Annotated in this window: 16 protein-coding genes; 6 read left to right on the top strand and 10 right to left on the bottom strand. The window is 48.1% G+C overall.

The genetic code is table 11. The features are described 5' to 3' along the window. The first annotated feature begins 271 nt into the window (after positions 1-271). Positions 272-1,105, top strand: coding sequence for a hypothetical protein (locus tag QVO99_RS05710; protein WP_022316645.1), 834 nt, complete (start codon positions 272-274; stop codon positions 1,103-1,105). A 321-nt stretch (positions 1,106-1,426) separates the two neighbouring features. On the opposite strand, the gene QVO99_RS05705 is transcribed toward QVO99_RS05710, so the two are convergent. The 4 genes from QVO99_RS05705 to QVO99_RS05690 form a co-directional block, all read right to left on the bottom strand. Next, positions 1,427-3,616: a glutamine synthetase III family protein gene (locus QVO99_RS05705; protein ID WP_022316644.1), complete on the bottom strand. Its 2,190-nt coding sequence runs from the start codon at positions 3,614-3,616 to the stop codon at positions 1,427-1,429. Between the two features lie 165 nt (positions 3,617-3,781). Then, on the bottom strand, positions 3,782-5,017 hold the full coding sequence (locus QVO99_RS05700) for an LL-diaminopimelate aminotransferase (protein WP_022316643.1): 1,236 nt from the start codon (positions 5,015-5,017) through the stop codon (positions 3,782-3,784). 117 nt (positions 5,018-5,134) lie between these two features. Then, the gene (gene dapF / locus QVO99_RS05695) at positions 5,135-5,980 is read right to left on the bottom strand and encodes a diaminopimelate epimerase (RefSeq protein WP_022316641.1); all 846 of its coding nucleotides are present in this window, start codon (positions 5,978-5,980) and stop codon (positions 5,135-5,137) included. 851 nt (positions 5,981-6,831) lie between these two features. After that, on the bottom strand, positions 6,832-8,169 hold the full coding sequence (locus QVO99_RS05690) for an ATP-binding protein (RefSeq protein ID WP_022316640.1): 1,338 nt from the start codon (positions 8,167-8,169) through the stop codon (positions 6,832-6,834). Positions 8,170-8,510: 341 nt separating this feature from the next. On the opposite strand from QVO99_RS05690, the gene QVO99_RS05685 reads away from it, so the two are divergent. The 4 genes from QVO99_RS05685 (at position 8,511) to QVO99_RS05670 (ending at position 14,085) form a co-directional block, all read left to right on the top strand. Then, complete coding sequence (locus QVO99_RS05685; RefSeq protein ID WP_022316639.1) at positions 8,511-9,692, top strand: iron-containing alcohol dehydrogenase; 1,182 nt, start codon at positions 8,511-8,513, stop codon at positions 9,690-9,692. A gap of 228 nt (positions 9,693-9,920) precedes the next feature. Further along, positions 9,921-11,228: an L-fucose:H+ symporter permease gene (gene fucP / locus QVO99_RS05680; RefSeq protein ID WP_022316638.1), complete on the top strand. Its 1,308-nt coding sequence runs from the start codon at positions 9,921-9,923 to the stop codon at positions 11,226-11,228. A 379-nt stretch (positions 11,229-11,607) separates the two neighbouring features. Then, positions 11,608-11,967, top strand: a complete 360-nt coding sequence (rplS, locus tag QVO99_RS05675) for a 50S ribosomal protein L19 (protein ID WP_022316637.1) — start codon at positions 11,608-11,610, stop codon at positions 11,965-11,967. 225 nt (positions 11,968-12,192) lie between these two features. After that, positions 12,193-14,085, top strand: a complete 1,893-nt coding sequence (locus QVO99_RS05670) for a MutS-related protein (protein WP_022316636.1) — start codon at positions 12,193-12,195, stop codon at positions 14,083-14,085. Between the two features lie 139 nt (positions 14,086-14,224). Here QVO99_RS05670 and QVO99_RS05665 read toward each other — a convergent pair whose 3' ends face one another. Further along, positions 14,225-14,986 carry a four helix bundle suffix domain-containing protein gene (locus tag QVO99_RS05665; protein ID WP_022316635.1) on the bottom strand — a complete coding sequence of 254 codons (762 nt, stop codon included), beginning with the start codon at positions 14,984-14,986 and terminating at the stop codon, positions 14,225-14,227. 191 nt (positions 14,987-15,177) lie between these two features. Here QVO99_RS05665 and QVO99_RS05660 point away from each other — a divergent pair, with 191 nt between their 5' ends. After that, the gene (locus QVO99_RS05660) at positions 15,178-15,669 is read left to right on the top strand and encodes a DUF805 domain-containing protein (protein ID WP_022316634.1); all 492 of its coding nucleotides are present in this window, start codon (positions 15,178-15,180) and stop codon (positions 15,667-15,669) included. A gap of 157 nt (positions 15,670-15,826) precedes the next feature. Here QVO99_RS05660 and ispF read toward each other — a convergent pair whose 3' ends face one another. The 5 genes from ispF to QVO99_RS05635 form a co-directional block, all read right to left on the bottom strand. Beyond that, positions 15,827-16,306, bottom strand: a complete 480-nt coding sequence (ispF, locus tag QVO99_RS05655; protein WP_022316633.1) for a 2-C-methyl-D-erythritol 2,4-cyclodiphosphate synthase — start codon at positions 16,304-16,306, stop codon at positions 15,827-15,829. A gap of 18 nt (positions 16,307-16,324) precedes the next feature. Further along, positions 16,325-17,509 (bottom strand): type IX secretion system outer membrane channel protein PorV, encoded by a 1,185-nt coding sequence (gene porV, locus QVO99_RS05650; RefSeq protein WP_022316632.1) that lies wholly within the window; start codon positions 17,507-17,509, stop codon positions 16,325-16,327. Positions 17,510-17,680: 171 nt separating this feature from the next. Beyond that, the gene (gene porU, locus QVO99_RS05645) at positions 17,681-21,253 is read right to left on the bottom strand and encodes a type IX secretion system sortase PorU (protein ID WP_022316631.1); all 3,573 of its coding nucleotides are present in this window, start codon (positions 21,251-21,253) and stop codon (positions 17,681-17,683) included. Next, entirely contained in the window at positions 21,254-21,871 is a 618-nt protein-coding gene (locus QVO99_RS05640; protein WP_022316630.1) for a fumarylacetoacetate hydrolase family protein, read from the bottom strand. Positions 21,872-21,898: 27 nt separating this feature from the next. Further along, complete coding sequence (locus QVO99_RS05635; protein WP_022316629.1) at positions 21,899-22,930, bottom strand: hypothetical protein; 1,032 nt, start codon at positions 22,928-22,930, stop codon at positions 21,899-21,901. Positions 22,931-23,043: the final 113 nt, after the last annotated feature.

Genomic DNA, 23,043 nt, shown 5'->3' with positions numbered 1-23,043 from the left:
CGCTCTTCCTATCGCTATCATCACCAAGGAAGGCGGCAAGCGCTTCGTGCAGTATTGCACTCTCACCAAGTCTGCCAACGGTTCGAACTACTTCGTGCAGGCTGGTAGCGATACACGTAAGCATCCGATCAAGTAGACAAGATAACGGGTAGGCAAGGAGATTTGCATCACTTGTTTATAAACTTAAACAATGATTGTATAGGAAAGCAAATCCCCTTGTCTACTTGTCAACTCGTCAACTCGTTTACTAACCAATAAAAAAACTACAATTATGAAGAAGATTTTACTTACCATCGCCTCCTTCGCACTGGCAATTGCAGTCAATGCACAGGTGAGCGTAACGCAGCAGAATATCAGCGTGATAGAGAATAATCCGAACATGACTCAACGTCAGCACAGTCAGGTAGTGGCAAAAGCACCGAAGAAGATAGCAAGCAACCAGCGCTGGGTGGGCTATTACTCTTCGGATGCTCTCGCAGACCCTGACGATGGCATGGGAGTTCCGTCATATCCAGGCGAGAACAAGGTTGGCATATACCTTACGGAGTCGATTCTTGAACCTTATATCGGTATGAAGATTGTAGGCATCCGCTTCGGACTCTGTGAGGATATCGGTCAGTCTGGCGTATACCTTCACCGAATTGTTGATGGTATTCCAGGTCAGGTAGTTACCTCTAACTACGTTCAGTATGGCAAAACCGGCTGGAATCAGGAGGATTTTCCTAAGCCTTACGTCATAAAGGAAGGCGAAGAACTTGCAGCAGTTTTCGAATACACACAGTATGGTGATCAAGAAGACCACTCGTTTCCGCTCTCGTTTGTAAAAGAAGGAGATGGCAGCATTCCTATATGGTACTGGTGTTTGTATAACGGTACGAACTATTCATGGAACCAGTTCGACGCAGGCGGAAAAAACCTTAGTATCCAAGTGCTTGTAGAGGGCGACTTTCCCGTAGGTTCATCGGTTGAGAGCGTCACTGCAAGTGGCAATGCCGTTGAGGTGGCACGCTACAACGCTGCCGGACAACTCATCAACGGCAAGCAGAAGGGGCTGAACATCGTGAAACTCAGCGACGGAACGACACGCAAGGTGATGGTGAGATGATTCCCGGTTTTACAGGGAGTCAAACAGCCAAATCACAATCATTGGAAAGGATAGCAATTCTTCAGGAAATGGGCACCACCGTTGCCACAAGTGGGCACGGTGGTGCCCAAAACTGTGTCCAAAATATTCACAAATCGTTTTTTTTGTTTTCTCTTTTCTTGGTAATAAAAAAGGACTGCACGGTTTCACAACCAGGCAGCCCCAAACTTAAACAACCAATAAAAGAAATAGATTGTACATATAAATATGTGTAGTCATATCAGAGGGACCAATCTAAAATCCCCATGACGTCTTTTCAAACTCTTTTTCTGTTAGCCGCCGTTATCTGATGAACAACAGTTCGCGATACTTAGGCAGCGTCCACAGCTCGTCGCTCACCGTGAGCTCCAGCTTGTCGATGTGGTAGCGAATCTGCTCCATCTTAGGAGCCACCGTGTCGTGGTATGCCACAGCCTTGGCACGCTCGTCGGTAAGCTTGTTTGCCACCTTGCGTGCGTTGACCAGTTCCTCCACACCCTTCTCGATAATCTGTGTGCGCTCGGCGATGTCCTCGATAATCTTGATGTTTCTCGAGCTCAGCTTTTCAGCCTTTTCCTCCGGGAACACCAGACGCATGTTCTGAACGTTTTTCAGCAGCATGCTCTGATAGTGGGTGGCAACAGGAATGATGTGGTTCATCGTGAGGTCGCCCATCACACGTGCCTCTATCTGAATCTTCTTGGTGTAGGTCTCCCATTTCACCTCGTTGCGCGCCTCAAGCTCCTTCTTTGTCATCACGCCCAGCTTTGTGAACATCTCTACGGAAGAGTCGCTCAGATAGTTGTCGAAAATCACCGGACAGCTTGTCTCGCAGTCCAGTCCGCGCTTCTTTGCCTCCTCTACCCATTCGTCAGAATAGCCGTTGCCGTCGAAGCGTATAGGCTTGCAGGTCTTGATGTCCTGGCGCAGAACGTCGATGATAGCTTTTACCTTGTCCTCGCCCTTCTCGATGAGAGCGTCAACACGAGTCTTGAAGTCAACCAGAGCCTCTGCCACGGCAGAGTTCAGAGCGATCATCGCTGCTGCACAGTTAGCCTCAGAACCCACGGCACGGAACTCGAAGCGGTTTCCGGTGAATGCGAAAGGCGATGTGCGGTTGCGGTCGGTGTTGTCGATGAGCAGTTCTGGAATTTCCGGAATGTCCATCTTCATTCCCTGTTTGCCCGCCATGTTGAACACATCCTCGCTGTCACTGTTTTCTATCTTGTCGAGCAGCTGGGTGAGCTGCGAACCGAGGAATGACGATATGATTGCTGGAGGAGCTTCGTTGGCACCCAGACGGTGAGCGTTTGTGGCGCTCATGATAGACGCCTTGAGCAGTCCGTTGTGGCGGTATACACCCATCAGTGTTTCCACGATGAATGTCACGAAGCGCAGGTTTGCCTCCGGAGTCTTGCCGGGAGCATGGAGCAGCACGCCGGTGTCGGTAGACAAGCTCCAGTTGTTGTGCTTTCCGCTGCCGTTGATGCCGGCGAACGGTTTCTCGTGAAGCAATACTATGAATCCATGTTTGCGAGCCACCTTCTTCATGAGCGACATAAGCAGCATGTTGTGGTCTACGGCGAGGTTTGTCTCCTCAAAGATGGGAGCTATCTCAAACTGGTTTGGTGCCACCTCGTTGTGGCGTGTCTTGCATGGGATAGATAGTTCGAGAGCCTGTATCTCAAGATCCTTCATGAACGCCTGCACACGGTCAGGAATCGTTCCGAAGTAGTGGTCGTCCATTTGTTGGTTCTTTGCAGAGTCGTGTCCCATGAGTGTGCGGCCGGTGAGCATGAGGTCAGGGCGGGCACTATATAGGTCGGCATCCACGAGGAAGTATTCCTGCTCCCATCCCAGGTTGGAAGTCACCTTTGACACCTTAGGGTCGAAATAATGGCATACGTTCGTTGCAGCCACGTTTACGGCGTGCAGCGCGCGGAGCAACGGAGCCTTGTAGTCGAGCGCCTCTCCGGTGTATGATATGAATACGGTAGGGATACAGAGAGTGTCGTCGATAATGAAGACAGGCGATGTAGGGTCCCATGCCGAATATCCGCGCGCCTCGAAGGTATTGCGGATTCCGCCGCTTGGGAACGAGCTGGCATCAGGCTCCTGCTGCACGAGCAGCTTGCCGGAGAATTCCTCAATCATTCCTCCCTTGCCGTCGTGCTCGATGAAGGCATCGTGCTTCTCTGCTGTTCCGCCGGTGAGCGGCTGGAACCAGTGTGTGTAGTGTGTCACGCCATTCTCCTCAGCCCATTGCTTCATGCCGTTAGCCACGGCATTGGCGATGCTGCGGTCGAGTGTGGCTCCATTGTCAATTACGTCTATAAGCTTGTCGTAGACGTCGGCTGGCAGGTATTTGTACATTTTGGCACGGTTGAAAACGTATTTTCCGAAATACTCTGACGGACGTTCCACCGGTGCTATAACTTCTTCAGGGCGTTTCTTGAACGCCTCTTCTACAACCTGGAATCTTAAATTAGCCATTGTTTTTTAAGTCGATTTTATTGATGTTCTGTTTTCAGTTTGCAAAGGTAATGCTTTTTCTTGTTTCCGTATACCTTTTTGTAATAATATTTGCGGCGTTTAATATCTTTTTGTAGTCTATTATTGATAAATGTCATGAATATTGTTCTTTGCGCCTGCTGTATTTTATGCTTTCATCCATTTGGCAAGGCGTTGCATTGCCTCCTCGCAGTCTTCGCGCTCGCCGAAGGAAGTGAATCTGACGAAGCCCTCTCCGCTCGGTCCGAAGCCGACACCGGGAGTGCATACTATCTGTGCTCCGTAGAGCAGCTGCTCAAAGAATTTCCAGCTGTCCACACCGTCGGGAGTCTTCACCCACAGGTATGGGGCGTTCACTCCGCCATATACTCTGAAGCCGAGCTTCTTCAGTGCGTCGTACATCAGTCTGGCGTTGCCCATATAATAGTCAATCACCGCCTTGGTCTGCTCCTTTCCCTCAGGAGAGTATATCGCCTCGGCAGCCCGCTGGCTGATATAGCTTGTGCCGTTGAACTTGGTGCATTGTCTGCGGAACCAGAGCGTGTTCAGGGCGATGCGCTCCTTGCCGTCGATGGTCACGGCGGTGAGTTCCTTCGGTATCACGGTGTATCCGCAGCGCACGCCGGTGAAGCCGGCCGTCTTTGAATAGCTGTGGAATTCTATCGCCACCTTGCGCGCTCCCTTTATCTCATAGATGGAGTGGGGGATGTGAGGTTCCGTGATGTATGCCTCGTATGCGGCATCGTAGAGAATCAGCGTATCGTTCTTTAGAGCGTAGTTCACCCATTTCTTGAGTTCCTCCTTCGTTATCACCGTGCCCGTAGGGTTGTTGGGATAGCAGAGGTATATCATGTCTACGCGATGGTCGGGAATCTGCGGCACGAAGTCGTTGGTCTCCAGGCATGGCATATAGGTGACGTTGCTCCATTTTCCGTTTTCGAGCACTCCCGCCCTGCCGCACATCACGTTGGAGTCGATGTATACCGGATATATAGGGTCGGTCACTCCCAGACTGTTGTCCCATCTCACCAGTTCGCCGATGTTTCCAGTGTCGCTCTTCGCTCCGTCGTTTACGAACACCTCGCTCGGGTCGAGACGGATGCCTCGCGGCAGGAAGTCGTTTTTCACTATTGCCTCGCGGAGCCACAGATAGCCCTGCTCCGGTCCGTATCCATGGAACGTCTCCTTGTGTGCCATGTCGTCAACTGCCTTGTGCATGGCGTCGATGACGGCAGGCACAAGCGGACGCGTCACGTCGCCGATGCCGAGGCTGATGACTCTGGCCTTGGGATTAGCCACCTTGTAGGCATTCACCTTCTTGGCGATGTCGGCAAAAAGGTAGTTCTTCTGAAGTTTCAGGTAATGTTCGTTTACTAATGCCATATTGAAATTCTTTTTATTTGTTGTAAGTGTCGTTGTTGTTTGTTATGTGAGCGTTGTCGCTTGTTGTAAGTGTCGTTGTCGTTTCCTCTTTCATCTGTGTCTCTGTCTGCCGGCAGGTCATTCTCCGATTTCCCCGTCGAAGACGATTTCCGCCGGTCCGGTCATATATACATGGTTGTCAGTTGTTCGCCATTCAATCTGCAGCGTGCCGCCGTCCATGCGGATTTCGCTCCGGCGCGATGCTCGTCCGGTGAGTGCCGCCGCCACCGCCGTGGCACAAGCCCCCGTGCCGCAAGCCATCGTTATGCCGCTGCCGCGTTCCCACACACGGGTGCGGATGGCTCCGTCGGACAATATCTGTGCGAACTCGATGTTGCAGCGCTCAGGGAAATTGCTGTCGCGCTCCATCACGGCACCGTATCTTGCGATGTCTATCGTGTCGATGTCGTTGAGGAAAGTCACGAAGTGTGGATTTCCCATACATACGAAAGTTCCCTCAAACCGTCTGCCCTCAGCCAAGAGTATGCCTCCGCTGAGGTCGGCATACTGACGGTGGTTCTCCGTCAGCGGTTCGAGCATGTCAACGGTGACGCTCTCCACAGTCTTTCCCTCGTTGTCGAGATGCAGCATCAGCGTCTTTATGCCGGAGAGGGTTTCCAGTTTTATCTCCGTCTTGTCGGTGAGTCCACGCTCATAGAGATATTTCCCGATGCAGCGCGATGCGTTTCCGCACATCATCGCCTCAGACCCGTCGGCATTGAAAATCCTCATTCTGTAGTCGGCAGCGTCGGTGGTGGGTCGGCAGATGAGCACCAGTCCGTCGCCTCCGATACCCTTGTGGCGGTCGCTCCATCTGACGGAAGCCGAATTGGGGTCGTTTACATCATATAATAATGTGTTGACGTATATGTAGTCATTGCCAGCACCGTGCATCTTGGTGAAATGAATCTTCTTGTCTGACATCTTGCGTTTTGTTTGTTGTTAGGTTTAATCCCACAATCGGTCATTATACCGTTTTGGTATCTCTAATGACCGATTTAGGCTTAATTTGTTTGCTTCGGCTGCAAATGTACAACAAATTGATTTATGTTGCTGCAAATACCGATACATTTTTGCGTATTTTTTTAATCTAAATAACGAATTGTAAGAGTTTGAGGACAGAAAAATGCTTTCCGTTATTGTAATGATGTTTTTCACTTATATGTTTTCCGGATGTCGCCACGTAGATAATAGCCCGTTGGTGGAATTTATTTAATTTGGTCGATATGAGTAAAAGTTGCCCATATCGCTGATTTTCAGTAAAACCAAGAATTGCCGAAAAAACTGTCAGATTGTCTGGTTTTTGGCTGTAACATCCTGACAAACAGATAGTTGACTGCCTGGCGATTGTCAGCCGATTGTCTGGATGGTTTGGCTGATGAAAGGAATTGTCAGGTGTGAGGAATTGTCAGATGAAAGGAATGTCAGCTGTGAGTAATTCAGACTGCAGGAATGGCATGCGTTGGCAGAATCCTGAAATCAGGAATATGAGTATTACAACATCAGCTTATTGGGCATCCGTCTGACATCAAATCTGCCCAACAGGGGCAAGCACGTTGCCCATGATGGGTAAGCACGTTGCCCCAGTTGGGCAAGCAGCGTGCCCAATTTTAGCCCGAATCCGTCATTAGAATTAAGAAATTAGTTCCGCCAACGGGTAGATAATACGATAGTCGCAATGCCGACCGGTAAGGTGCAACATTGCGACTATATCTTCTCCAATTATGAGATGACGTTTCTCAGGTTTCCTTGTCAATACGGCTGCTTCTTGAAATTCATATCAGAGGAGTCATAAAAGCAGGCAACATCAATACATTGCCATCCTTATGCAGGTCTTTTGTGTATAACAGGTATGGTTGGCTGATTCTGTCGGAGTATTTCTTGCAGAAGGCATCCAGGGAAGCGTGAGTCTTATAGCCCGATGACTTCACTTCGATAGGACAGAGTTTGTTGCCTCTTGACAATAGGAAATCCACTTCGTATGAATGAGTCTCGTCTTTAGGGAATGTATAGTAGAACAATTTGTTGCCTGATGCCCTGAGCATCTGGGCTATCAGGTTCTCATATACATATCCAAGATTGGCGGTGAGTTTGTCGTTGAGCAATTTCTGGTATATTATGTTCTCCGTAAAATCCTTGTCCCAGAATGCCAGTGTTATGAACAGTCCTGTGTCACCGATATATAGTCTGTATTTGCCGAAATCAGCAGTTAGCGGCATACCGACATTAGGGTCGTCGGCATGATATGCCACGTTTACAGTCTTGCTGTCTTCCAGACAAAGAATCATTTCGTCGATCTTGCTGCTTCCCACATTGCCTACCACCGTAGTGGGTCGGTAACGCAGCAGATTGCGGCTTAGTTGGGAAGGAATCGCCATGAATAACTTGGATATTCTACCTGTGGCGTCGATTTTGCGGAAATCATCCGCATATAGCTGGATGATTTGGCGTTTTACCATGTCAACCTGCTGCAGGTTGTTGGACTCTATGTATGCGTTGATGGCCTGTGGCATACCTCCCACCAGCATATACAGTCTCAAGTCGCGCATCATCTGGCGGTTCAGACTGTCGCCTAATACCATCTTCTTTTCCAGAAATTTCTGTGTCATAGGCATCGTGGTGTCATCGCCCATCGCCCATCTGAATTCTTCATAATCCATGGGGAACATTTCGAGTCTGTGTTCCTCGCTGGGGATGCTGATGTCTTTTGTGTTCTTTCTGATGCTGATGAACGACCCGGTTTCTATATAGTCATACCTGCCGTCTTTGACAAGGTATTTTATTGCTTGGCGAGCTTTGGGGCATTGCTGGACTTCATCGAAGATAATAACAGACTCCCTCTCATACAGTGTGGTTTTGAAGACATTCTGGAGATACAGAAAGATATAGTCCATATCCATCAAGTCGTCAAACAGGTCTTTGACTCCTTTTGAGGCTTCGTTGAAATCAATAAGAATATAAGAACGGTATTCCTTCTGTCCGAACTCTTCAACGACGGTTGATTTGCCGATACGTCTTGCTCCCTCTAACAGCAATGCGCTCTTGCCATTTGAGTTCTCCTTCCATTCTTTAAGTTTGCTGTAGATCTTGCGCTTGAATATCCTTTCCGACATATACTTGTTTTTGATGCAAATATACAGGAAAATCGCCTGATACCAAAATTTATTTCTCGATTTTATAGCCTGACACCGAAATCTTTTTCGTATTTTTATAGCCTGACACCGAAATCTCTTCTTTGATTTTATAGCCTAATACCAAAATCTTTTTCGTGTTTTTATAGCTTGACACCGAAATCTTTTTCTTTGATTTTATGGTCTGACACTATATAGGTATGTTACATTCCTCACTCAAATTGCACCAAGTTGTTATATTACCGTCACTAAATTCATGAAATGCTTGAAGAATACAAAAATAATGACTACATTAGCGGTCTGTTATTTAAATAAAATCAGAAATGCAAGACTTCAAGTATTATGCACCAACCGAAGTGGTGTTCGGAAAGGATGCCGAAGAGCATCTTGTGGAAATGATAAACAAGTATGGCGGCAAGAAAGTGCTCGTACACTACGGCGGCCATAGCGCTGAGCGGTCAGGACTGCTCGCCTCAGTGCGCGAAAAGCTCAATGCCGCAGAAATAGCGTTCGTGGAACTGGGCGGCGTGAAGCCCAACCCGCGCCTCACACTCGTTCACGAAGGAATAGAACTCTGCCGCAAGGAGAATGTTGACTTCATACTCGCCGTAGGCGGCGGTAGCGTGATAGACTCGTCGAAGGCTATCGGATACGGAGTGAAATACGACGGTGACGTGTGGGACATCTACGCAAGGAAATATGTGCCCACGGAGATGCTCCCTGTGGGAGTGATTCTGACCATACCGGCAGCAGGAAGCGAGATGAGTGACTCGAGCGTGATAACGAAAGAAGACGGCGACCTGAAGATTGGATACTCCAATAATATCTGCCGACCGAAATTCGCAATCATGAACCCGGTGCGCACATTCACACTGCCTCCATATCAGACAGCATGCGGAGCCACCGACATCATGATGCACACCATGGAGAGATACTTCGGAAAGGTGGATGACATGACACTGATAGACAATATCGCCGAGGCGCTCATGAGAACGGTGAAAGACAGCGTGTTCCATGTGCTCAAGAATCCGGAAGACTACCGTAACCGCGCTTGCATAATGTGGGCGTCGAGTCTGGGACACAACGACCTGACAGGCGACCGCTCTTATGCTGACTTCGCGACACACCAGATAGAGCACGAGCTGAGCGCCATGTTCGACGTGGCACACGGAGCCGGACTTGCCGCAGTATGGCCGTCGTGGGCGAGATACGTGATGGACGAGAATGTGTCGAGATTCGCACGCTTCGCAGTGAACGTGATGGGAGTGCCCAACGATTTCACCGACACCAAGGCTACGGCAATGGCTGGAGTTGAGGCTGTGGAGAAATTCTACAGGGCCATCGGTATGCCTACAAACATCCATGAACTGATAGGAAGAGAAATCACCGACGACGAGATAAAGGAGCTGGCGCGCAAATGCAGCCACGACGACGGACGCACCATCGGAGGATTCAAGAAACTCGACCGTCATGACATGGAGGAAATCTACAAGATGGCAAGATAAGCGCCAATCCTGTGGAGATGACGGATGATAGAAAGACGAAAACTATGCTTCCCTTTCCCACGCCGGTTGTTGCGGCGTGGGGAAGGAGTCATAATACTATATTATAATAAAAGGTGTCTGTTGCTATAGACAGATATGATGCTGCAGGCAGATATGATATTGCAGACAAATAAAATACTATAGACAAATATATTATTGCAGGTAAATGTAAAACTATAGACTGATATAATGAAAAACAACAATTCCATTTTTGGCAAAGACGGCGTGAGCTATGTCTTGCCATTCGTGCTGATAACGTCGTGTTTCGCCCTATGGGGATTCGCCAACGACATCACGAACCCGATGGTGAAGGCTTTCTCGAAGATATTCCGCATGTCGGCAACAGACGGCGCGCTGGTGCAGGTGGCTTTCTATGGAGGATACTTCGCGATGGCATTCCCGGCAGCGATGTTCATACGGCGTTTTTCGTATAAGGCAGGAGTGATGCTCGGTCTCGCACTCTATGCCCTGGGAGCCTTTCTCTTCTTCCCGGCAAAGATGACCGGGGAGTATGCCATGTTCCTGATGGCGTATTTCATACTCACTTGCGGACTGTCGTTTCTTGAGACATCATGCAGTCCGTATATCCTGACGATGGGACCGCAGGGGTCGGCTACGCGACGCCTGAACCTGGCGCAGTCGTTTAACCCTATGGGATCGCTGCTCGGCATGTATGTGGCGATGAACTTCATCCAGGCTAAGCTCAACCCGATGAGCACGGCAGAGAGGGCACGGCTCTCCGACCAGCAGTTTGAGGTGCTGAAGGAACACGACCTCTCGGTGCTCATAATGCCATATCTCGCCATCGGAGCGGTGATATTGGCGATGCTTCTCATAATAAGCATGGTGAAGATGCCGAAGAACGGAGACAACGACAAGTCTCTCAACGTAATCCCCACGCTGAAGCGCATCCTCCACATCCCGCACTACAGAGAGGGAGTGGTGGCACAGTTCTTCTACGTGGGAGTGCAGATAATGTGCTGGACCTTCATCATACAATACGGCACGCGGGTGTTTATGAACGAGGGGATGACGGAGATAGATGCAGAGGTGCTATCGCAGCAGTATAATATCGTGGCGATGGTCATTTTCTGCTGTTCGCGGTTCGTGTGTACCTTCCTGCTGCGCTATCTCAATGCTGGACAGCTGCTTATGATACTTGCCATCGTGGGCGGATGCCTCGTGGTGGGAGTGATAATGCTGCAGAATGTGTGGGGAGTATACTGTCTCGTTGCAGTCAGCGCATGTATGTCGCTGATGTTCCCTACTATCTATGGCATCGCCCTCGAAGGACTCGGCGACGATGCCAAGTTCGGAGCGGCAGGTCTGATAATGGCAATCCTCGGAGGCAGCGTGATGCCGGCAATGCAGGCAAGCATCATCGACATGCACGAGGTGATGGGAATGCCGGCGGTGAACGTGTCGTTCGTGTTGCCTCTCGTTTGCTTTGTCGTGATATCCGTATACGGCTATCGCACGATGAGGAGGCCGAAATGAAATTCTTAACCCCAAAGCGGTCATCAAGACTTTGATTTGAATTAAACCCAAATCGGTCGTTAGGGCTTGCTTGGTTTTGATATTTTAGAAGAGTGGATTTTGTTTGACTTTTAATGAGTAATAGCGAGCTATTGCGAATTAAAAACAGACAAAAGACGCCTTATAAAAAGCAAAAGACTGCAAGCAGTTATTAAAATACTACATTGAACGGCCTAATGACCGTTTTGGGTTAAAATAGTTTGATAACTGCTGAATTATTTGGCAGTTACGGGAATAATGACTACCTTTGCACCGCTTTTCGGCGTAATCGCTGGCAGGAAGAAGAGTGGCCTGTTATGTTGCGTTGGAACGATAAACAATTTTAAACAGTTAAATTACAATGGATTTAATTAAAGTTGCTGAGGAAGCATTTGCAATCGAGAAGCAGTATCCTGAGTTCAAGGCTGGTGACACTGTTACTGTAGCCTACAAAATTATCGAGGGTTCTAAGGAGCGTATCCAGCTCTACCGTGGTGTTGTTATCAAGATCAACGGTGAGGGTACAAAGAAGCGTTTCACTGTACGCAAGATGTCTGGAACTGTTGGTGTAGAGCGTATCTTCCCAATGGAGTCTCCAAACATCGCAAGCATCGAGCTTAACAAGGTTGGTAAGGTGCGTCGCGCTAAGCTGTACTACCTGCGCAAGCTCACTGGTAAGAAGGCTCGTATCGCTGAGAAGAGAGTCATCATCAAGAAGTAATGACTCTTTGCTTGGTTCTAAAGAACAACGAAAAGTTATAAATGTGGCAGTCCGTTCAGATTGAATTGGCTGCCCATTTTGTTTTGTTATCCCAATCTACCATTAAGACTTGCTTGGATTTCTGTATTTTACCGTCACTTGGAAGAGAGGGTTGGGGTTAAACGGCATAATTGCCGTTTCGCATTTAATAATATGTCAATTGAAAAGGAAAGCATAACTACAGATATGAGAAACAAGAAAGAACTGTTGGAATATTATACGGACAGAATGACAGGACTGGATGAAGTCCTTCAGAGCCGCAAGGCAAAGGTGAAATATATCATAACGGCAGAGATTCTGTTGTTTGTCGTGGCTGTTGCCGTGGCGGTGGTATATCTGTGTGGATATGTATCAGTGGCAGTGTTCATTCCGGCTTTCTGTATCGCACTGGCTTCGTTTGTGGGCGTGAAGGTTTTCGACAGACAGAATTCTGTAGCCATTGACAGGATGGAGGCGAGGATTGATGTCTACAGACAGAACATCCGCTATATGGAAGGCGACTTCTCACAATTTGACGATGGCAAGAGATATGAGAATCCATTCCATCAATATTCCTTCGATATGGACGTCTTCGGCAAGGGATCTTTGTATAACCGCCTTTGTCGTATTGTCACTACGGGTGGGGCAGACAGGCTTGCCGGGATTCTGGATAGTGCTGCATGCCGTACTGCTGCCGCAGACCGTTCTGTTGCTTCTCAAGACAAACCGTCGTCGCGTTGCGGAACATCTGTTCCTGCTCTTCCTTCAGAAATAGACAGAAGGCAGAAAGCTATATCGGAATTGGCAGAGATGGAGGAGTGGCGAACTGATTTCCTTTCAGCTGCCTACAAAGGAAATATCGATACCGGGGCTATACTAAAGGCGCTGCATGAGGCGAAAGAGGCGGGAATCCCTGAAGCGGCATTGTCTCGGAAAGGGCTGACAATGGTGGTTTCTTCGATGGCGATATTCGTCGTGTTACTTATCCTCACGGTGTTCACGCCGCTCCCGGCCGACTTCGTTTGTCTGTGGACTGTTGCTCAGCTTGCCGTCAGCATCGGAGCATCGGCGAAGGCGATAAAGATGATTAGCAAAAGTGTGGAGAAAATAAGTGTCAGCACAAAACGGTTTGTCTCGTTGCTGCATATAATCACCGAAGCGCAATTCCGGGAGGAAGACAACAAGCTGGTGGCATCTGTCCTTAAAGGCAACAATGGGGCAGAGGCTCTCAATTCATTGAAGGAACTGAAGGCTATCCTCGATGCTCTCGACAGACGGGCAAATGTGCTTGGTCTTGTCATCTTCAATGCTTTGGGATATAGTGACTTCTTTCTCGTAAGGCGTTATCTGCGTTGGCAGCGGGATAATGTGGCTTCGTTTGAGAGGTGGGTTGATGCCGTGAGCCTGATGGATGCCATGGTGTCGATGGCGACAATGCGCTGTAACGAACCGCAGGCTGTCATGCCGGTGGTTACAGATTCTGAGGAGGTCGTTTTTGAGGCTAAAGGACTGTATCATCCTTTCCTCGGAGAGAAAGCGGTGAAAAATGATTTTACTATACAGGATAGTAATTATTATATCGTGACGGGGGCCAATATGGCGGGCAAAAGTACGTTCTTGAGGTCTATAGGAGTGAACTATATCCTCGCGATGTGTGGTATGCCGGTATTTGCAGAGAGCTTGCGTGTTTCGGTCTTCAATCTTTTCAGCAGTATGCGCACCAGTGATGACCTGACGCATGGCATCAGCTATTTCAATGCAGAACTGCTTCGTCTTCGTCAGCTTCTTGACAATGTGCGGCAGGCATCGCATACTCTCATCATTCTCGACGAGATATTAAAGGGCACAAACTCTCTTGACAAGCTCAACGGATCACGTATGTTCCTTGAGGCGATTGCCAAACTGCCTGTCAGCGGCATCATTGCCACCCACGACCTGGAACTGTCGAAGATGGCAGATGAATATCCTGCCCGCTTCCATAACTTCTGTTTCGAGATAAAACTCTCAGATGCCATCACTTATACTTACAAGATTTCTCCCGGCGTGGCAAGAAACCAGAATGCCACATATCTCTTGAAGGGAATATTGAAAGAGGAATGATGAGTGGGGCTTCTGGTTCTTTTCTATTTATATAGGTTTTTCTAGACTATCTAGTTTTTCTAGACTTTCTAGACTTTCTAGACTATCTAGACCTTCTAGACTATCTAGATTTTCTAGTATTTCTAGCTGAAATAGACTGTTATTTCTTTTTCATCTCTTCGATTAGTGCTTTCAGCCTGCTGATTTCTTCTTGTTGTTTATAGTAGGATTTGAGGGCACGTTGACGGAGGTCTTCATACGATGATTTCCATTTCATCATTTCGGCGTTAACCTTGAAAAGTTCGCTTTCAAGTTCAGGAAGGCGGGTTTCAAGCTCTTTAAGTCGTGTGTCTTGTTGTTGGCGGTAGCCGGTACGTGCTTTGTGCATTCGCTCCTTGATGCCGCCTTCGGTGATGAACTCTTGTTCGAGGCGCTTCATAAAAGACATCATCATCTTGTCTATCATGTGGCATAGAGTGAGTCCATAGTTGCACATCTGTTCATCATTCCATTTGTCAAAGAATGGTTCGTAGTCAGGAAGTCTGTTGTGATGGCGACAGTAGTCGAGCATCACGTTATACCGTTCTTCGCCGGCGATGTAATACTGTAGATGCCGTGATTTGAGATAGTCTTCGAAATCTTCACGTAATTCTTTTAGGGAGGCGCGTGCCACGTTGAGCAGTTTCATCTGCATCTCAGATGACGTAACACCGTCGGCAAGACCTTCTACAATGTTTTGCTTGCATGACCGTGCAGCCTGTATTATCTGGTCGCGAGTGCGGTCTTTATAAGGATGTATGAATCTGTTGCAAAAGGCAAATGACATCTGGTATACGATGTCTGCCTTCTGATAGAAGTACAGATCTTCCCAGTTCGTTTGTTTGCCAAGCACGTTGATTTTGTCATTTCCGGTGTCTGTCATAATATTCTGTTTTTTTACATTCAGTGAACAAAAACATTCCATTTTGCATTCAGTGAACAAAATTACCTAATATTTTTAATAATTCATAGCAAATAGTTTGTTTATATTGAAATAATCAATATCTTTGTTGCGAAATATTTATAAAAAGGAACGCTTTTTCAATTATTATTAACACATAAAAACAAAAAACTATGGGATTTACAGAATCAGTTAAGACAGTGTTTAGTAAGTTTGCCACATTCAGTGGCCGTGCATCACGATCAGAATTTTGGTGGTTCTATTTGTTTAATAGTCTGGCATGGCTTGTGTTCGGGATTATAGGTTCAGTACTCGGTAGCATTTTCGGCGGCGGTGATGCAGGAAGTGTATTGGCAGGATCGGGAATCGGACTTGTATTGTCTCTAATTTACAGCTTGGTTGCCATTGTTCCGACTATTTCGGTTCTGGTGCGCCGTCTTCATGATACCGGCCGTTCAGGTTGGCACTATTGGTGGTCTCTGATTCCTATTGCCGGTCCCATCATCCTTCTGGTTTTCTTGGCATCACCAAGTGTGCCGATGGACACCTTTACGGACCATGCCCTACAGATTGATTTAATTGCCTATAAGACTATTGGTAATTTCAGTAAAGTGAAACAGAAAAGCATAATGACTGATACAGCTTTGATGGCAAATATGATATAAAAAATACCCGGAGCATCATATAGAATGTTCCGGGTATTTATTTAGATTTTTTTCCTTTATTCAATTTTCCAGTCTCTATTCGGATTTCCTGTCTTTGTTTAGGTTTCCTGTATAGATTTCCTGTCTTTCTCAGGATTTCTTATTTTTATTCAGATTCTCAGTCTTTGTATATCAGCACCGTGGCATACGCACTCATGCCCTCTTCTCTGCCAGTGAAACCGAGTTTCTCTGTTGTTGTAGCTTTGATGGAGATGTCGTCAACATCGGCATTCATCACTGTGGCGAGACATTCCTTCATCTTTTCAACATGCGGATTTATCTTAGGGCGCTCGGCACAAACCGTGGCGTCAATGTTTCCGAGTCTGTATCCCTTTGTGGCAATCAGGTCGATGGTCTTCTTCAACAGTATCTTACTGTCTATGTCGAGAGTGTCAGCCGATGTGTCGGGAAAGTGATAACCGATGTCTCTCATGTTTGCCGCTCCGAGCAATGCGTCGCAGATGGCATGTATCAGTACATCAGCATCGCTATGGCCAAGCAGACCGAGAGTGTGTGGAATCTTTATTCCGCCCAACCACAAGTCACGTCCTTCAACGAGCTTATGAACGTCAAAACCGAAGCCTACGCGTACCTTCATAACTTTTTACCATTTTAATTATCTTCTCTTGAACAAATCCTTCAGTCCGTCCATATCGAAGCCCAGAGTGAAGCGGAGAGTCTGGTCGAGAGGGTTGCTCTTTGCAGTAGCGATGACATAACCGCAGTCGAGGGTGAAGGCGCTCATGCGGAAGCCCGCACCGACAGTGAAGTATTTTCTGTTACCCTTGTTCTCCGACTCATGGTGATAACCGGCGCGAACGCTGAACTTGTCGTTGTATACATATTCAGCACCGACACTCCAGTTTATCTCCTCAAGTTCCTCCTTGAAACCTCCAGGAGCGTCGCCGAAACTCTTGAACATTCCGGAGATGCTGCTCGTGTTGTAGTATTCATCCTCCACACGCTGCTGGTAGTCCTCTGTCGTTTCCCCCTCTTCCTGCTGAGGATAAGAAGGAACGAGCAGCTTGTTTGCGTCGGCAGATATCGTGAAGCGGTTAAATTCGTCGATCGGCACCATTAGGGCAGCACCCAATCTCATGTTTGTTGGAATAAACTCACTGTAGTCACTGCCGCCGAATGTTATCTTACTACCGATGTTGCTGATGTTCAGACCGATGCCGAGCTGACATTCGCGAGAACCGATGTTGATATAGTCGTTATAGTAGCAGGCGAGGTCGGCAGCGAAGGCGTTAGAAGCTGAGCGCTCCTCTGTAGAACTGTACTGCATGTCGGACATGAGAAAACGCACGCCGGCAGCGAGAGAGAATTTCTCGCTCAGCATCAGAGAATAAGCCACATCAAACGACATCTCGTATGGGTTGATGGTCTGTGCGTTTGATATGTCGCCCGTACCGTCGTAGTTCGTGTAAACCTCACCGAGAGAGAAATATCTCAATGATGCCGAAACGGCGCTATAGTCACCGATGCGGTAGTATCCGGCGAGATAGGCGATGTCCATGTCGCTTACCAGTGAGCGCAGCCAAGGCGTGTAGTTCAGGGCAAGACCTGCACGGCTGATACAGAAAGGATATTTTGCCGGGTTCCAGTATTGGGAGTTCACGTCAGGGTCGGTGGCGGCACCCACGTCACCCATACCGGCAGCGCGTGCATCCGGTGCGATGGTCTGTGAAACGAGAGCCGTATGAATAGGGTTAAACATCTCGCGCTTGTCTTGAGCCTTGACGTTAGTTGCTATTACGGTGAGCAATACTGCCGCAATGATTCTTATTCTGTTCTTCATTTATATCTTGTCTTTTGTTTTTATCCTCGTTATGATGTATTGCGTGATGGTCCTCAATTCTTCAATGCCAGTCTGTCATTTCAGCCTACATTACATGAAAACTTCGTCACGCCTCTATATAACTCTTTTTGTGTTATATTATTGTGTGACGACAGTCAAAGAGTTACATTCTCAGTTGAGTACTATCAGTTTCTTGGCTTTCGTTGCCTCGTTCTTTCCCTCGCTTGTCAGGCGCACACGATACAGATATACTCCAGACTGCAACCTGCCGCCGCTGTCGGTGGTGAGATCCCAGTCGTATGTGAATGTTGCCGACTCAGCCAGAGTGTTCTCCGTATGATTCCACAGCAGTCTGCCGCTGATGTCAAACACTTCGATGGTCATCTCCACGTTGCTGCCGCTTCTGTCGTGGCTGACGATGAACGTAGTGTTCGTCTTTGCCGGATTGTTGGAGCAATAGACGTTTGTGATGTTTGGAGTCAGACCTTTCACCACGTTGAATTTCAGCGTCGTTGTCGAAGGGTTGTTGAGGATATCCCATGCGGTGAATTTCAGCTTGTGCGGTCCGTTCTCCAGTTCCGGGATGTTATACCATGTCGTTCCCTCGGTATACGAACCGAAGTTGAACGAGAAGTTGTCGTTCAGAGTGAATGTCATCATCGGGTCGTCGTCGACTACCAGTGTCAGGTCATGGCCGATGCCGCTGCCCGAAGTGTTCAGTCCGTCCTTGTCAGATATCTCCGCCACGAAGTAAGGCGTAGAGTTCACGTTGCCTCCGTTGCTGAAGATTGGAGAGTTAAGATAGCAGTATATCGACGGACCGTTGGAGTCGTTGGATACGATTTCCGTTCCACCCACGATGAAGTTCTCCGTATATCCGTTCATCGTCCTGTTGTCGGTACTGCTCACTGCAAAGGCATTTATCCTTCCGTTCTCGTCAGTATAGTTGATGTCTTTCGTCACGGCAAAGGTGATGTCGAACTTTCCTGAGCGTATGCTGTCGTTGCCGTTGAATATCGTCTTGGTGTAGTCGAAGAAGGTGTATGCATATCCCGTATCCTTGCTGTTCAACTTGCCCACACGTTTCTCCTTGGAGTCCTTAACGTCGATGTTCACCGTTCCTGTGAAAGATTCGTCGGTGGTGCCGTCGGCATTCTTGATATGTCCCTTCACGTTCACCTTCGCTCCCGCCTTTATCTGTGGCAGTTCGGTGGCTTCAGCCAGACATATGCCGTTGATGCTGTCTATCACTACGTTGCTCTCCGCTATCTTCAGACTTATCGCCGGATCGCCGAGCAGGGCATAGTGCAGCTTGTTCACCGTTCTGTCGGTGCCATCGCTGATGATTCTGTTCTTTGCCACTCTCTGTGCCTCGCCAACGGAATTGAACTTGCCGTTTGTCTTGGTGAACAGCGCCTTCACGTATTCAGCATTGAGATATTGGTTCTGCGTGATATACACCGTTCGTGCCGTGCCGTAGAAGGCGAAGGTGCCACCGTTAGGATTAAGCACGGAGTTCACTCCGATGTTGCTCACCGTTCCGTCGTAAGGCATGATGTCGCATGATGCCGTAATCCACAGAGGCAGCACCTTGTTCTTGAATGCGGCAAAGTCGGCAGACGACAATACAAGCTCGTGAGACAGCATGTCCGGGCGTCCGTGTCCGGCATAGTCGAAGAGCAGCGCACCTTCAGCTTGCTGCTTTTTCAACAGACTCGTCACCTCAGGGTATGTGTTTCCCGTTGCCGACGATACCCTTGTATACATGTCCCAGAACACACGCTTTGCCTGTATTGCCGGAACGAGTTGCTCCACAGCCTTGGCGGTGTTGTCCACCGACGTCACGTGAGCGTTGTTGTTGCCGTCGTCACCGAGGAAGAGAGCCACGTTCTGCCATGCCCCCGCCATCTTGTTCTCCATATAGCTGATGCTCTTGTCCACCATTATCTTCGCTTCGTCAGCAGTCTTCACCGGAAATCTTCCCACAGCGATGTCGTATTTGTCCGATTTGGTGGAATAAGCCGATGCGTTTGCACCCTCACCGTCGTCGAGAGCGGTGAAGTAGCAGTCGTCGATGAAACTGTTCACGTAACTGAAAGAGTTGTCGCTCTCGAAACAGAGCAGGAAGTCGTCAGGGCTATAGTTCCTCAGAGCGCTGACCTTCATTCTGTTGTCCCATTTACAGTCGCCGAAGAGCAGCAGATATTTCGGCATCGACGCCTCGTCTTCCGCCCTGTCATACATCATCTTCATATACAGACGATAGGCATCAGCCTCCGGCGTACCGCTCGAGAACTCGTTATACAGTTCATCGGCAGGCACGATACGAACGCTCATCTTGTCGTGTTCCTCATGATAAGCCTTCAGACGCTCAGCCTGTTTCAGCAGTTTCTGACTTGCCGGGATTATCATCACCATATCGTAATTCTTATCCCCGTGCAGGTTCTGGTTTGTTATGTTGTACACATATTCCGGTGTGGCGAACGTCGCCTTCGAGAGTTGTGGCTCCGGTCGCGGATCATTGAAGGTAAGGGTGATGTAGTCGAGTCTCACCGTGTTGCTCGACTTGTTTGTTATTTTCACCTTGTTTGTCTTAGCCGAACTGCTTGCGAGCATGTCCTTCAGATAGAACGAACCTTCAGCCAATACGCCAGTGTCGTATTCGCCGCCATTCTTCGTCGTTATCGTTCCCACCACCGAGTCGTTGATGGCAATCTCGCTCGTAGATGCAGACGATGAGGTGAGCCTTACGAACAGAGTCCCTTCGCCGGTCTTCTGTGCCGGAGTGGTCAATTCGTATGTCAGACTTGCCCCTGGGTTTATCGGAGTGGTGTCAAACAAGTTCCTTCCTCCCTGGAACCAGGCGTAGTCATCCACCTCGTATAGCGTGTGGTAGTCGTCGTTGGCAGGATAGAAAGATGACACGAAGGCAGCCGAGTCCACGCTCAGCGGTTCGCCCTCGCTTTGTGTGATGAAATAATATCCGTAGTCAGAATAAGGGTTGCGTATGCGTGAAGTCTTTGTAGCGCTGTCCCACGACACCGGACCTATGGCACGGAAAAGCTTCTTGCCATTCACGGTGACTGTCGGAACCTCTTTCAGGTCGTCATATTCTGCGATTTTCTTGTCGAGCAGCTGTTCCGAATGTAGCGCTCCGCCATATCCATATACCTTCACCTTGCTCAGGTCGTTGAATCCCGCCTGACGTATCAGGGCGTCAGTAATCTGGTAAACACCCGTTGACGGCACACGTATCTTGGCCCAGTTGCCCGTTGCCAGCACCGAGTTCTTAGCCCAGCGCTCGCTCTTCGTCTTGTCAGCCCTGGCATTTGCCTTTCTTGTTGATTTCGATTTAGGCTTGGCCGTGATGCGCAGCATGAAGCTTACGAGCTTCTGGTATTTTCCGTCGCGCATCACGATAGGTGAGAAATATACTTCCAGTCTGCCTTTCTTCCTTTCCACCACTGTCTTTGTCGTTATCTCCGGCAGGGCAGGGTAGGTGACGTTGCTGATTTTCTTCAGTTTCTCCACGTCGCCCTTCTGCATGTCGATGAATTCCGGATATTCTATCGTTACGGTGTATGTGGAGTCTGCGTAGGCAGACCCCAGGTCTTTGGAATATCCGAATGAAGGTATGACGGAGTCTATTCTTACTTCGTCGGCAGTCAGATTGAAGAACTTCTGTGCATTGGCGGTCATGCCGGCAAGAAGTACTGCTATGGTGAGGAGTATATTTCTTATCATTTATTTTATATTAAATTCAAGCACTTTCCTGTCTTCTATATATCCAGTGAGGTGGTCGTTGATGTTCACAGGTCCCACGCCCACAGGAGTACCAGTATAGATGATGTCGCCGGTTTTCAGCGTGAAGTACTTGCTGATGTATTCAATAATCTCGTCAATCTTGAAGAGCATGTCGCTTGTGCGGCCCTCCTGCACGGTCTTGCCATTGATGTCGAGATGGAACTGCAGAGCCTGCACGTCTCTGAATTTCTCCACGCTCACCCATTCACCAATTGCAGCAGCACCGTCGAATCCCTTACACATCTCCCACGGCAGACCTTTTTTTCTCAGTTCCGCCTGCAGTTCGCGAGCTGTGAAGTCGATGCCCACAGTCACGGCATCATAATACCTATGGGCGAAGCGTGCAGGTATAGCCTTTCCCAGTCGGCAGATGCGCACTACGATTTCCGTTTCATAGTCAATGCGTCCCATGTCGTCAGGAACGAAGAACGGTTTTCCGTCCTTCAGCAGCGACGAGTCCGCCTTGGTGAAAATCACGGGGACTTCTCCCTTGTATAACGTTTCGTTAAGCTCTTTATTGTGTTGAGGATAGTTCAATCCTACTGCGAAAATCTTCATTGTATAATTGTTTTGTTTAATGTTCTGTTATTTTATCCTTTGCATGCCCTTTATAGTAGTTGTGAGCCAGTCGCCTGCCGCCACTATGCCTTCAGGTCTTTCAAAAGGTGAAAGTTTGAGTTTCTTGTCCGCTTTCATTTCTTCCTTAGAGGCATAGTCGATGCCAAGGATATACATTTCCGTAACCATGTCCACGTAACCCATTGTCTTTGTCTGGTAGACGCGGTATCTGTCTGTCATGTTTATCAGATTGTATAATCGCGGAGCACCCAATTCCGTGCTGTATGTCTCGCTGTTGTATATGTTACTGAATGCGAATCCGAAGAGTGGAACCTTGAAGGGCTTGTCAGAAAACAAACTGTCTCTTACTATTTCGCAGCGTTTGTTTATGGAGTCTTCGTTCATATAATATATTCCTCCAGCCCTTTTCCAACTGGTTCCCATTCTCCTCGAGCCTTTCAATGTGTTATAGTGTTTGTATCCGTCGAAGAATGCTAAAGCTGTAGGATTGCTGAAGTCTGCTAGTGATTTCAGCATCTTGCTTTCACCCTCATAAGCCTTTTCGTCCTTGAACTTGTCTTCCGACAGTATTTTGTATGAATTTGGTTTGCCGTCGTCATTGTTTTCTTTGAAATACAGATAGGCCATGCTTTCGCTTACTGCTGCAGGCTTGCTGTTCAGAACTGTCATGTGTCTGATATATACTTTCATCCTGAGCATTGCGTCTTCCTGCTTCGAGATTTTCACTTCAGGAAGCCTGTGTGTGCGGGGCGTCAGGAGAATCGTAGAGTCTTTCAGCGACTGCAGGTTTATGTTTGCCGGCATGTAGTTTATGTGTTGGATGTGTATGCTTTGTAGCTGTTCTGCAGTTTTGGGTAGTTTCCCGTCGTAGTCGGTAATGCCTATAACGTCTGTTCCGTTGCCGTTATATATGCTTGCCGAGATGACAGGCAGCTTGTCGTTTGCGTCAACCACAGTGATTTGGCTGTATGCACATTGGCATATCACTGAAACAATTGCCGGCAGCAGTGATTTTATGATATTATTCAGATTTTTCATACGAAGTATAATGTTATTGGTTACAGGCAGATAAAAAATAGTAAAAGCCAAGCAAACGATTTCTTGAATCCCTTGCCTGGCTGATATATTTAAGTTTGTGATTAATCCTCAGG

This window comes from Prevotella sp. CAG:592, assembly GCF_000436015.1.
GTDB lineage: Bacteria > Bacteroidota > Bacteroidia > Bacteroidales > Bacteroidaceae > Prevotella > Prevotella pectinovora.
Note: the sequence above shows the minus strand (reverse complement) of the source record. Positions and strands in the feature narration are given on the sequence as shown.